This window comes from Daejeonella sp. (assembly GCF_017495225.1).
Classification (GTDB): domain Bacteria; phylum Bacteroidota; class Bacteroidia; order Sphingobacteriales; family Sphingobacteriaceae; genus Daejeonella.
In genome coordinates this window covers 31,229-43,455 of record NZ_JAFEIG010000007.1, presented here as the reverse complement: position 1 = coordinate 43,455, position 12,227 = coordinate 31,229, and the positions used below count along the sequence as shown (strand labels likewise).

The window sequence follows — 12,227 nt, the reverse complement described above, 5'->3', positions numbered from 1 at the left end:
CTGATAAAATTTAATTTTAGCTATGAAGAAAATAATCCTTTCCCTATTATTTGTATTTCCAACGCTGTGCTTAGTTGCACAAACTACTGATAAAGCACTTATTTTAAAGCTTCTTGAAGATCAGCGCTTAGCATGGAATCAGGGTGATGTTGAAGAGTATATGCAAGGCTATGTTAAATCTGACTCTTTACTTTATGTTGGGAAAGCTGGTCCTAAATATGGCTGGAACAATACGCTTAATAATTATAAGAAGTCTTATCCTGATAAACAAGCAATGGGCTATTTAAGTTTCGACATTAAGGATATTAAAATTTTATCTCCTGATCATGCTTTTGTACTGGGTGCTTGGAAGCTAAAGCGTGAGAAAGATGAGCCAGGAGGTTATTTTACTCTTATTGTGAAAAAAATTAATGGCGAATGGAAGGTAATTTCCGACCATTCAAGTTAGGCATTAGGTTACTTTTGCTTTTTTAACAATTTTTGTAAATAGTCCAGGTAAAAAGCGCTTTAAAAGTACGCCATACTTTTCCTTACCACCGATATAAACCTCTTCTTTGCCAGATAGGATAGCTTTTATTATTTGCTTAGCACATTCTTCAGCTGGCATTCCGTTAGCTTGAGCGTCGTCCATGCTATTTTGCTTAGTCCCGTTGGCAGTTAAGGCATTGATGGTGACATTAGTTTTTATAAATCCAGGACAAACAATCGTGATTTTTATGTTAGGATCTATTTCTGTACGTAGAGAGTCGAAATAGCCATGCAAAGCATGTTTTGACGCAGAGTAGGCCGAACGAAATTTGGTTCCAAATTTCCCAACAAGGCTGCTTATAATTACAATATGACCCGAGCCTTTGGATAACATGCTAGGCAATAGATGTTGCGAAAGTGCTATGGTGCCCCAAAAATTGATATTCATAATTCTTTGTGCTACAGATAGTTCTGTTTCGAGGGCAAGAGATCGCTGACTAACTCCTCCAGAATGTATGATGATATCTATTTTATTGAAAATCTTTATTGCCTCATTTGTTAGCTCTTTTAATGAGTCTATATTTTCTAAATCTAGGGGTAAAACATGCACATCTAAAGGATTGATTTTACAATTATTTTTTACTTGATAAAGCGCCTCTCTATTTCTAGATGAAATAATTAGTTTAGCTCCTAACTGATTGAGTTGATAGCAAAGTGCTTCACCAATTCCGCTGGAAGCGCCAGTAATCCAAATAATTTTATTTTTTAAATCCATTTTTTAGGCATTAATAAAAAGTTCTGAAGCAATATGGTCTGCAAAAAGCTTACCATCTGTTGTTAGAATAATCTGCTGATCTTTTTTTAAAATCCAGTTCTTTTCGGTGAAAGCATCCAAATTATTTTTGATTTCATTTGAATAGTCTGAACCAAATTGATCTGCGATTTTATCTAAATCCATTCCCTTACTAGTTCTTAGTGAGGTCATTATATATTCGTTTATGCGATTTTCTAGGGTTAATTCCTCAATTTCTGCGGGAATTTTACCCTTTTCTATTTGATCGATATATTTGGCATTATTTGAAATGTTCCATTGTCTGCTTTCTCCGTTAAATGAATGAGCTGATGGTCCAATTCCTAGGTATGAAATGCCTTCCCAATAATTAGAGTTGTGTTTGGAATAGGATCCTGGCTTTGCGAAATTCGATATTTCATAATGATCAAAACCTGCCTCCTTTAATTGTTCCATTAAAATCAAGAATTGTGCAGCACTTTGACCTTCATCCATGGCTTTTTGCTCCCCTTTTTTGATGAAAGATGATAAAGCTGTTGCGGGTTCAACCGTCATGGAGTAGGATGAAATATGAGGAATATTGAGTTGGATAAGTTCCTGAATATTATGCTCCCATTTAGGATTAGTTAAAAGGGGATATCCATAAATTAAATCTGCGGTAATATTTTCGAAACCTGCATCCTGGACTCTCTTAATTGAGCTTTGAGCTTCAGTGGCAGTGTGCGCGCGGTTCATCCATCGTAAATCTTCTTCAAAGAAAGATTGAATTCCAATGCTAAAACGATTTATTAGCGTCTGGCGTAGCTCTTTTACTCTTTGCGGATTTAAATCATCGGGGTTAGCCTCAATGGTTATTTCGGCTTTTGAGCTTACATCAAATTGATCTACGATTTCGCCAAGAAGTATTTGTAATTCATTGGCACTTAGAAGTGAAGGAGTACCACCTCCAAAGTAAATTGTTTCAATACTTTGATTGTTTAAATAGCTCTTTCTCAAAAGTATTTCTTGCCTTAATGCTTTGAGCATGGGCTCTTTATACTGTGGGGAGGTGCTAAAGTGAAAATCACAGTAGTGACAGGCTTTTTTACAGAAAGGGATATGGAGATAAATTCCGGCCATGATTCAAATCTACAATAAAAAGCTGTAGGGCTAAGCTTTTGAAAATAATTAAGCTGTGAAAAACCTTTTCAGGATTTTTAATTGCTCGCTAATTTTTCTCGTCGGTATCGGGCCATATTAATAAGCAATACACTTCCAAGAATAATGATTAGTCCTGCGATTTGAATCCCAGTAATTTTTTCATTCGCAAAAAATACAGCTAGAAGTACTGCTACTACCGGATTTACATAGGCATAGGTGCTCACCTGCATGGCCGTTCTAACTTGTAGCAACCATACATAGGCGCTAAATCCTGCAATTGATCCCATAATTACGAGGTAAATTAGCGACATCCATGACTCGGAGGGAACATTTTGCCATTGAAAAGCATCAAATTCATTACGTATGAAAATTCCGGGAATAAAAGTGATGCCAGCAGCCATCATTTGCCAGGTGCTAATTACAATGATAGATCCTTTGGCAGGTTTATATTTTGTGTAAAGTGAGCCTCCAGCCCATGCAATAGCACCTAAAAGCAGTAGGATCATACTACTCATTTTTACTGGCGTACTTTCTGGCATGGAGAAAATTTTAGAAATCTGCTCGCTAAATAGCAAAACAACTCCTGCAAGTCCGATAAGCATACCCGTAATAATAGATTTACTCCTGAAATTTTCAGTCCATTTGGGCTTATCCAGTAAAACAAACCACAAAGGGGCTGATGATACAGTAATCGCTACCATAGCACTTGGCATACTTTGCTCAACCCAGATAATTATTCCATTACCAAAAAAAAGCAATAAAATGCCACTTATTATAGCGCGCTTAATTCCTTCAATTGCAAACAAGTTTTCACCTTTTATGAGGCACCAAGATGCCATAATTAAGCCAGCTAGAATAAATCGTAATGCTCCTAAAATGAAAGGTGGAAAACCATGAACTGCCAATTGTATGAAAAAATAAGTTGAGCCCCAAACCACATATACAATAGCGAAAGCGATGATAACGAGTAGTGGTGAAGCGTTTTTTGATGCGGTGGCAGACATTCGATTTATTTATAATTATCTTTAAATTATTTCCTCCTAGTTAATAAAAAACAAGATTGATATTTTAATCTGTTAAATATTAAGGCTGTTTTTGATTATTTACAGCGCAAAGCTATTTAAAATGAGCTAGTATTCAAGATTTAGGAGCATATTTAAAATATTAATAATGCTATAAAATTTTTGATGTTTTTTATGGCTTGACTAATAATATTTACTCCTTATTTTTCCAAAAGCGATTTTGTAAAGATATTTAGGAAACAAAAATAAAAAATCGGAAATTTGCAAAATGATTTCTATTCAGTCTTAAAGATTTTAACCATTATGATTCAGCGGGTTTTAGTTTTAATTCTGATTTCTTTTTTGGCTATTCCATCTGTTTTCGGGCAGCTTGATAGTAATAAAAAATTTGTTGAAGAGCCTTCTCTTGCGCAAAGCAATAGGCGTCTAGATTCTGCAAGCCTTGCAAAGAGACAAGAGTATCGTGATTCCATTAAAATTATTCAAGATTCGCTTTCGATTGCTTGGATTAAGAAGCCTGACCCTAACAGACCAAATCCTTTCTTAGATAGCCTTATTAATCTTTATAAAGTTGAGAATCTTGATTTTAAGGCATGGGTTGCAAAATTCCCCCAAAAACCAACAAGATACGAAGAAGGAAGTTTGAGGAAATTTAGAGAATCATGGATTATTTTAGTGGTTTTATTTCTGGTTTTATTTTATTCATTAGTTCGATTCTTTTTTCCAACAGAGATTAATACCATTAGTCACGCTTTTTATAGCAATCAAGTACTAAGTAAAGTAAACAAGGAGGATACTTTATTTAATTCTTGGCCTTTTGTGTTTTTATACCTTTTATTTGGTTTAATTCTTGGCCTATATCTTTATTTATCTGCTAAATATTTTGGAATATCTTACTCTGTTGAGGGCTTTAATTTGTTTTTGTACTTATCAGCAACAGTAATTACCCTGTTTACTCTTAAGATTATAGTACTAAAAATCGTTGGTTTTTTATTCGATTCGTCTCGATTAGTACGAGATTATGTGTCAGTTTTGTACTTGAGTTACTTCAATGCAGCGATTTTATTTCTCCCAATTGTAATTGCTTTTAGTCTCACGTCCTATCGTTTTTCTGTCATTTACAGCTATATAGGGGTGATTTTGCTCTTATTGATTTTCGCCCTTCAGTTTCTTCGGGTGGCCGAAAATATTTTATCGAATTACAAGTTTCCTAAAGTTTATTTAATTATTTACCTTTGTGCCCTCGAATTCTGTCCTTTAATAATCTTATTTAAAGCACTTGGGTATTGAGACCCATTAAAAATATGCAAGAAACTTCAACTGAGAAACCAAGGAAAGTAAAAAGCATCTTGGTTACATTGCCAAAGCCTGATACTGAAAAGTCTCCATATTTTGAATTGGCTAAAAAGTACAATCTAAAAATAGATTTTAGATCTTTTATTCATGTAGAGGGAGTTCCGGCCAAAGAGTTTAGGAAAGAAAAAATCAATTTAGCTGATTTTACAGCGGTTATTTTCACGAGTAAAAACGCAGCAGATCATTTCTTTAGGATATGTGAAGAGATGCGTTATGACGTTCCTGCCGACTTAAAATACTTTTGTATTTCAGAAACAATTGCTTTGTATCTACAGAAGTATATTCAGTATCGAAAAAGAAAGATTTTTGTTGGTAAGCAAACTGCTGCCGATTTAGCAGAGGTTTTAAAAAAGCATAGTACTGAGAAGTTTCTTTATCCTTGTTCGGATGTTGCAGCGGAAGAAACTCAGAAATTTCTAAGTGAAAATGGTTATGATTTCAAAGCTGCTGTATTATTCCATACTGTTTGTAGTGATTTGTCGGATTTAGCTGAGGTATTCTATGATGTTATCGCATTTTTTAGTCCGAGTAGCATTAACTCACTATTTATTAACTTCCCAGACTTTAAGCAAAACTATACTCGTATTGCTGCTTTTGGCGCTAGTACACACAAAGCGGTGCTTGAGCATGAATTAGTTTTAAATATCCCAGCACCAACACCAGAAGCGCCAAGTATGACCATGGCATTGGAGCAATATATAAAGCAGGTAAATAAGTAATCAGACTTTTTATCTTAAAAAGAAAAAAACAAAAAAATAATCGCAACTTTTTGTTGCATTTTTACGTAGAATTGAAATATTTTGGCACATCAAAAATAGATACGATACTTTTCCGTTCTTAAAAAAATAGTTCCTTTTAAGCTATTGTTTAGTTAGAGTTATTTATTTTATGAGGATGTAGATTATTGTAAACGTGTATTGTAAAATGATTTTTACTATATTCGAATTTATTTTGTTGTGGGAATACAAAAAGGAATCATTTAAAATGAGAAAAATATACTTTATCGCTCTTGCAGCTTTGTACATTTTGGGCACTAGCTGTGGTAAAGGTGGTGGCAATGGTGAATTGATTGGAGTATCAACCAAGAAATTTAAGAATACAGAAGTTCCTTATGGTATGGTTTATATTCCTGCAGGGACTTTTATCATGGGTCAGACCGATCAAGACGTTACATTTGCTCAAATTTCACAAAACAAGCAGGTTACTGTTCCTGCTTTTTATATGGATGAAACCGAGATTACAAATAATGAGTATCGTCAGTTTGTGAATTGGGTCCGCGACTCTATTGCAGTTACTGATTATCTTCAAGACGATCAATTCTTCTTAAAGCCTAAAGGTCAATCAGATCCTAATAGTACTGCTCAAAAGTTTATTAATTGGAAAAAAGTTGGCAACGGTAGTTCAATTTGGGGTAGCAAAAAGGGTAAAAGTGCTGCAGCTAATAGTAATAAATTGCAAGCAATGTACTACCAAGGAGATGATAGACTCTTTAATCGTAATGAAATTGATGTGAGATTGATTAAATACAATTTTGCCATCATGCAATTTAGAGATGCTTCAAATAATAGAGGTAATAAAAATACTAAGCGTTCCGATTTTATTCTAAGAGATACAGTAGGTATTTATCCTGATACACTTGTATGGCTTGCCGATTTTGCCTACACGCAAAATGAACCAATGGTACAAGGTTATTTTTCTCATCCTGCCTATAAAAACTATCCTGTAGTTGGTGTTACTTGGCGTCAAGCACGGGCTTTTTCTGTTTGGAGAACAAGGCTAAGTGGAAATTATAAAGAAAGCCGTCGTCTTCCAAAAAGAGCTGATTACGAACTTCCAACAGAGGCTGAATTTGAATATGCTGCAAGAGGTGGTAGAGTTGGAACAAGTTATCCTTGGGGCGGACCTTATATTAGGAATGCGAAAGGCTGTTTGATGGCAAACTTTAAGCCTGGTCGTGGTAATTATATTGACGATGGCGGACCGTTTACTGTTCATGTTAAGGCATATTATCCAAATGATTATGGATTGTATAATATGGCTGGAAACGTAGCGGAATGGACTTCCTCAGCCTTTGATGAGTCTTCATCTACCTTTACACATGACATGAATCCGAACTATGCTTATGAGGCTAAAGCTGGAGACCCTGAAGTTCTAAAACGAAAAGTTGTTCGTGGCGGATCATGGAAGGATATTGGTTATTTCCTTCAAAATTCAACAAGTAGCTTCGAATACCAAGATACAGCGAAATCATATATCGGATTCCGCAACGTAAGTAAATATCTTGGTCGCGATATAAAAGATAAACTTTAAAATAAAAAATTCATTTTTATACTACCCTTATATTTATGGCACAAAAGAAAAAATTTAAAATTGGTGTGAACTCCCTAATTTCTTGGGGTGCCACTATTGTAATTATTGGTTTGATGTTTAAAATCCTTCATTGGAAGGGTGGAGAATACATGATCGCTATTGGTTTAATTACTGAAGCGCTTTTATTTTTCTATATGGGCTTTCAACCTGATCATGTGGAACCAGATTGGACTAAAGTATATCCTGAACTTGATGAGGAATTTAAGGGTGAAGTAGCTCGTCCAAGAGCTGGAGGTTCAGCTTCTTCTACTGCAGCTTTAGACAATATGTTAAGTGATGCTAAAATTGGTCCTGAGCTTATTGAAAGCCTCGGTGCAGGTTTGCGTAGCTTTGGTGACAAGGTGTCGGCAATTTCAGGTATCGCAGATACTGCAAGTGCAACAACTGAATTGGCTGCTAAGGTAAAAACAGCTACTGGAAGTTTTGATAATTTAAGTCAAGCCTTCGAGAAAGCAACTTCAAGTCTAAAGGATATGGGCGAATCTAATATTGATACAAAAGCCTATCATGATCAAGTTAATGCTCTTGCTAAAAATATTGGAGCATTAAATGCCGTTTATGAATTAGAGTTACAAGATTCTAGTAATCATTTAAAGGCTATGAATGGTTTTTACCAGAATCTTTCTGCAACCATGCAAAACTTTAATGAGTCGATGGAAGATTCAAAACAATTTAAAGATGAAGTTGGTAAATTAGCTAAGAACTTATCTTCCCTAAATGCTGTTTATGGAAATATGTTATCGGCAATGAATCAAGCTAGTAGATCTTAATTGTTTTTTATAGATATTATAAATCTTTAATTTTTTAAATAAAATTACATGGCTGGAGGTAAGGAAACCCCAAGGCAGAAAATGATTGGAATACTTTACCTGGTTTTACTTGGTTTAGTAGCACTAAATGTTAGTGATTCAATTTTAGATGCTTTTAAAAATTTAACAAATAGCTTGAATGCTTCTACTGAGAATGTTCAAAGTGGTGTTGATGCAACTTATGCGTCATTTGAAGCCACCAAACTTAAGGATGAGCCGGCTCGAGCAAAACCTATTTATGATAAGGCCAAATTGGCGAGTTCATATACTAAAGAATTGGAGGTTTACCTAGCCGAGTTGAAAAGTCGTTTTGAGCAAGAAGGTGGTGGAATGAATAAAGAGACTGGTGATGTCTCTAAAAGAGATAACCTCGATATTTCTTCCCGTTTAATGATTAACGAGAATAGAGCTACTGTACTTAAGAAGAAGATTAATGATACTCGTTCCAAACTGTTAGGTTTACTTGACGCTAAAGAACGAGAGAGCGTAAACTTTTCTTTAGAAGCTAAAGATCCTAAAACCAGTGGTGCAGGAATTAGTAAAAGCTGGGAGCAAGCTAATTTTGGCGATGGTATTCCTTTAACCGCTGCAATTACAGCTTTAGCTAAGATTCAGGCAGATGTTAAAAATGCTGAGTCTGAAATGGTGAAGCGTATTCTTGGTAAAATGGATGTAGCTGTGGTTAATTTAGATCAATTTTCAGCTGTTGCCGTTGCACCTACTTCTTATTTGATATTGGGACAACCTTATACCGCTGAAGTATTTCTTACTGCATCTGATTCTAAATCAAGTCCTGATGTGAGTGTAGGTGGATCTTCACTCCAAATTAAAGATGGTAAAGGAATGTACACTGTTAATACTTCTAAGGAGGGTGTTTTCACCTGGACTGGTACAGTTCGTGTGAAGCAAACAGATGGTTCAATTAAAACTTATACTACTGCAGAACAAAAATATCAAGTCGCTCGTCCTTCAGTTGTAGTTTCACCTGATAAGATGAATGTATTTTATGTTGGTGTTCCAAATCCTGTATCTGTATCAGCGCCAGGAATACCAAAGGAAAGTTTATCTGTAACAATTAATGGTGGTACTATTTCTGGTTCAAACGGTAAATATTCTGTAAATGTAACTAGCCCTGGTGCTGTTGCCAAGGTAAATGTATCTGCAACTATTAACGGTAAAGTTCAAAATATTGGCTCTAGTGATTTCCGTGTAAAACGTATTCCTGATCCTAAGGCAAAATTTGCTGGTAAAACTGGTGGACCACTTAGTTCGGTGGTTATTAAAGGCCAAGATGCAATTTTTGCTACTCTAGATCAGTTCGACTTTGATGCGAAATTTAAAGTAACTAGGTTTAGTTTGGCTATTGCCAGACCACGTGCAGATCTAGTTGTCTTACAAGCCTCAAGTAATAGTTTTAGTCCGCAAATGCGTGCCGCATTAGCTACAGTAACACCTGGGACTCGTGTAATTTTTGATGATATTGTTGCTGTTGGACCTGATGGTTCTCCAAGACAACTTGACCCTATGGTCTTTAAAGCAAATTAATTGGTATGAAAAATATATTTTTTGCCTTCATTTTGATAGCTAGTTCACTAGTTGTTAATGCTCAAGTACCAAACTTGAATAATAGCACCAAACCTAAGCCAACCGAAAGGCCTATAGATGGTTATTATAAAAAATCAAATGTTCTAAATGCAAAAGTTACTCCTTATGCAAATTTAAGAGAGTCTGATGTGATGTTTAGTAAGCGTGTATGGAGAGAAATTGACGTTCGCGATAAAGTAAACACGATTTTTGCATCTCCTAAATCAAGATTGGTTACGATTTTAACCGATGCCATTGAGGCTGGGGAGTTAACTGCTTATGATGCAACTAGCACCAAAGAAGATGTGAATGGCGACGAATTTTCCGTGGTATTAAGTGCAAAGGATGCGATGGCAAAATTTGCAGATAGTGTATTTGTTCCAACTTTCGATCAAGATGGAAACCAAATTGGTGGAAATATGAAGGCCGGCGAGTTTAATCCTGATAGTATTGTGAAGTTCAGAATTAAAGAGGATTGGATTTTTGATAAGCAACGTTCTGTTTTTGAACCTAGAATTATTGGAATTGCACCAATTGTAAAAATTAGTAAAGCTGGTCAAGTTTCTGATGAGCAACCTGCATTTTGGGTTTATTTCCCTGAGGCTCGTCATCTTTTGGTTACAAAAGCTGCTGTTAATCGTACCAATGACATGGCAGGCTTAAGCTATGACGATATTTTCATGAAGCGTATTTTTTCAAGTTATATAGTTAAAGAATCTAATCCTGATGATTTAAGAATCAAGGATTATGCCATTGGTATAGATAAACTATATGAATCTGAGCGCGTGAAGAAAGCTTTAATGGATTTTGAACACGATCTTTGGTCTTATTAAAAACAAAAAAAGATATTTGATAAAGCCGATTGAATTATTTTCTATCGGCTTTTTTGTTTAAAATATTCTAGGATAGATTGAGTCTGACTTTTAGTCAATAAGTCTATCAACTGGACTTCTGTTGCTTCTTTTACCTTCTTAACCGATTTAAAATGCCTCAGGAGCTTCTCGGCTGTTGTTCGGCCAATTCCAGGCACGTTTTCAAGTTCGGTAGCTAGAGTGGCTTTATTTCGCTTCTTTCTGTGGGCTGTAATGCCAAATCGGTGGGCTTCATCTCTTAATTGTTGTATAATTTTTAAGCTTTCTGATTTTTTATCAAGATATAAGGGATATTGATCGCCTGGGTAATAAATCTCTTCCAAGCGCTTAGCAATGCCAATTATGGTAACTTCTTTCTCAATTCCTAAACGCTTGAGACTCTTCATAGCTGAAGATAATTGCCCTTTACCTCCATCAATAACAATTAATTGAGGTAAGGTTTCCCCCTCCTCTAATAACCTGCTGTATCTTCTGAAAACAGCTTCCTCCATCGTTGCAAAATCATCGGGCCCGACTACTGTTTTTACGTTAAAATGCCTATAGTCTTTCTTTGATGGCTTTGCATCACGAAATACAACTATTGCAGATACTGGAAAATCTCCTTGAAAGTTTGAATTATCAAAGCATTCTATATGTCTTGGCAATTGGTTTAAACGTAAATCCTTCATCATTAAATTAAGCAATCGATCAGTTCTAAACTCAGGATTGAGTTTTTCGTATTGATTTAATTTTTCACGTTTGAAGAATAGCACATTTTTTTCTGATAATTCCAGCAATTTTTTCTTCTCTCCTAATTTTGGAATAGTAAATCTAATGCCCTTGTCGGGAAGGTCAATCTCAAAAGGTACTATAATCTCTCTTGATTCACTATTAAATCGATCTCGAAATTCGGTAATTGCCAAGCTTAACAATTCCTCGTCGGTTTCATCTAATCTCTTTTTCATCTCCAGAGTTTGTGTCTGAATAACAGTGCCATTCATCACTTTCAAGAAATTAACAAATGCATGTTTTTCATCGGTGGCAATGCTGAAAACATCTACATCCGTGATAGATGAGTTTACGATAGTTGATTTACTCTGATACTGATCTAGTGAATCATATTTTAATTTTAATCGGTGTGCAAGCTCAAAATTTAGCTCTGTTACAGATTCATCTAGCTGTTTTTTTAGTCTTTTAATAACTGTACCAGTTTTCCCACTTAGAATATCTTTTATTTCTGCAATACTTTGATTATAGTCATCCTCTAATTGATATGCTTGGCATGGTCCTTTGCAATTTCCTATTTGATATTCAAGGCATACTCTGAACTTACCTGCATTTATATTTTCGTGGCTGAGTGGTAAACTACACGTTCTTAAAGGATAAATCTCTTTGATCATGCCAAGAATGGTGTGCATCATGCTGACAGAGGCGTAGGGGCCAAAATAAGTTGAGCCATCTTTTATAATCTTTCTTGTCCAGAAAATACGCGGAAATTTTTCATTTTTAATGATAATCCATGGGTAGGTCTTATCATCTTTTAAAAGAATATTGTATTTAGGCTTGTACTTTTTAATTAGGCTATTCTCTAATAGCCAAGCATCAATTTCCGTATCAACGATGGTAAAGGTTATTTTTTTAACCTTGCCGACCAATATCCTAGTCTTGGCATTTAGTCGGAAATTATCTTTATTAAAGTAAGAAGAAACCCTGTTTTTGAGATTTTTAGCCTTCCCAATATAGATTAATTCTTCCGCATCCGACCAAAACTGATATACTCCAGGTTTTTGAGGTATATTTTTAAGGTCGGATCGGTAATCAAATTCTTTCATTTTTG

At 35.2% G+C, this 12,227-nt stretch carries 11 protein-coding genes; 7 read left to right on the top strand and 4 right to left on the bottom strand.

Translation table 11 applies throughout. The features are described 5' to 3' along the window. The first annotated feature begins 22 nt into the window (after positions 1-22). Positions 23-448, top strand: a complete 426-nt coding sequence (locus tag QZ136_RS03000; RefSeq protein ID WP_291400183.1) for a nuclear transport factor 2 family protein — start codon at positions 23-25, stop codon at positions 446-448. A 3-nt stretch (positions 449-451) separates the two neighbouring features. Here the strand turns inward: QZ136_RS03000 and QZ136_RS02995 are convergent, their stop codons facing one another. From QZ136_RS02995 to QZ136_RS02985, 3 genes are all read right to left on the bottom strand, one after another. After that, on the bottom strand, positions 452-1,243 hold the full coding sequence (locus QZ136_RS02995) for an SDR family oxidoreductase (RefSeq protein ID WP_291400181.1): 792 nt from the start codon (positions 1,241-1,243) through the stop codon (positions 452-454). Positions 1,244-1,246: 3 nt separating this feature from the next. Next, positions 1,247-2,377: a radical SAM family heme chaperone HemW gene (gene hemW / locus QZ136_RS02990; RefSeq protein ID WP_291400178.1), complete on the bottom strand. Its 1,131-nt coding sequence runs from the start codon at positions 2,375-2,377 to the stop codon at positions 1,247-1,249. 77 nt (positions 2,378-2,454) lie between these two features. Further along, a complete protein-coding gene (locus QZ136_RS02985; protein ID WP_291400176.1) occupies positions 2,455-3,402 on the bottom strand; it encodes an EamA family transporter in 948 nt (315 codons plus the stop codon). Between the two features lie 321 nt (positions 3,403-3,723). Here QZ136_RS02985 and QZ136_RS02980 point away from each other — a divergent pair, with 321 nt between their 5' ends. From QZ136_RS02980 to gldN, 6 genes are all read left to right on the top strand, one after another. Next, positions 3,724-4,710 carry a DUF4271 domain-containing protein gene (locus tag QZ136_RS02980; protein ID WP_291400174.1) on the top strand — a complete coding sequence of 329 codons (987 nt, stop codon included), beginning with the start codon at positions 3,724-3,726 and terminating at the stop codon, positions 4,708-4,710. 14 nt (positions 4,711-4,724) lie between these two features. Continuing rightward, positions 4,725-5,495, top strand: coding sequence for a uroporphyrinogen-III synthase (locus QZ136_RS02975; RefSeq protein WP_291400172.1), 771 nt, complete (start codon positions 4,725-4,727; stop codon positions 5,493-5,495). A gap of 265 nt (positions 5,496-5,760) precedes the next feature. Next, complete coding sequence (locus QZ136_RS02970) at positions 5,761-7,086, top strand: SUMF1/EgtB/PvdO family nonheme iron enzyme (RefSeq protein WP_291400171.1); 1,326 nt, start codon at positions 5,761-5,763, stop codon at positions 7,084-7,086. 35 nt (positions 7,087-7,121) lie between these two features. Beyond that, a complete protein-coding gene (gldL, locus tag QZ136_RS02965) occupies positions 7,122-7,916 on the top strand; it encodes a gliding motility protein GldL (RefSeq protein WP_291400169.1) in 795 nt (264 codons plus the stop codon). A gap of 48 nt (positions 7,917-7,964) precedes the next feature. Beyond that, entirely contained in the window at positions 7,965-9,500 is a 1,536-nt protein-coding gene (gene gldM / locus QZ136_RS02960) for a gliding motility protein GldM (RefSeq protein ID WP_291400167.1), read from the top strand. A 5-nt stretch (positions 9,501-9,505) separates the two neighbouring features. Beyond that, positions 9,506-10,372, top strand: a complete 867-nt coding sequence (gene gldN, locus QZ136_RS02955; protein WP_291400165.1) for a gliding motility protein GldN — start codon at positions 9,506-9,508, stop codon at positions 10,370-10,372. A gap of 41 nt (positions 10,373-10,413) precedes the next feature. Here the strand turns inward: gldN and uvrC are convergent, their stop codons facing one another. Continuing rightward, on the bottom strand, positions 10,414-12,222 hold the full coding sequence (gene uvrC, locus QZ136_RS02950; protein WP_291400163.1) for an excinuclease ABC subunit UvrC: 1,809 nt from the start codon (positions 12,220-12,222) through the stop codon (positions 10,414-10,416). Positions 12,223-12,227: the final 5 nt, after the last annotated feature.

Excerpts from the sequence above, each read along its gene's own strand:
- QZ136_RS03000 (WP_291400183.1), top strand. The coding sequence starts at position 23 with ATGAAGAAAATAATCCTTTCCCTATTATTTGTATTTCCAACGCTGTGC.
- QZ136_RS02995 (WP_291400181.1), bottom strand. The coding sequence starts at position 1,243 with ATGGATTTAAAAAATAAAATTATTTGGATTACTGGCGCTTCCAGCGGA.
- hemW (WP_291400178.1), bottom strand. The coding sequence starts at position 2,377 with ATGGCCGGAATTTATCTCCATATCCCTTTCTGTAAAAAAGCCTGTCAC.
- QZ136_RS02985 (WP_291400176.1), bottom strand. The coding sequence starts at position 3,402 with ATGTCTGCCACCGCATCAAAAAACGCTTCACCACTACTCGTTATCATC.
- QZ136_RS02980 (WP_291400174.1), top strand. The coding sequence starts at position 3,724 with ATGATTCAGCGGGTTTTAGTTTTAATTCTGATTTCTTTTTTGGCTATT.
- QZ136_RS02975 (WP_291400172.1), top strand. The coding sequence starts at position 4,725 with ATGCAAGAAACTTCAACTGAGAAACCAAGGAAAGTAAAAAGCATCTTG.
- QZ136_RS02970 (WP_291400171.1), top strand. The coding sequence starts at position 5,761 with ATGAGAAAAATATACTTTATCGCTCTTGCAGCTTTGTACATTTTGGGC.
- gldL (WP_291400169.1), top strand. The coding sequence starts at position 7,122 with ATGGCACAAAAGAAAAAATTTAAAATTGGTGTGAACTCCCTAATTTCT.
- gldM (WP_291400167.1), top strand. The coding sequence starts at position 7,965 with ATGGCTGGAGGTAAGGAAACCCCAAGGCAGAAAATGATTGGAATACTT.
- gldN (WP_291400165.1), top strand. The coding sequence starts at position 9,506 with ATGAAAAATATATTTTTTGCCTTCATTTTGATAGCTAGTTCACTAGTT.
- uvrC (WP_291400163.1), bottom strand. The coding sequence starts at position 12,222 with ATGAAAGAATTTGATTACCGATCCGACCTTAAAAATATACCTCAAAAA.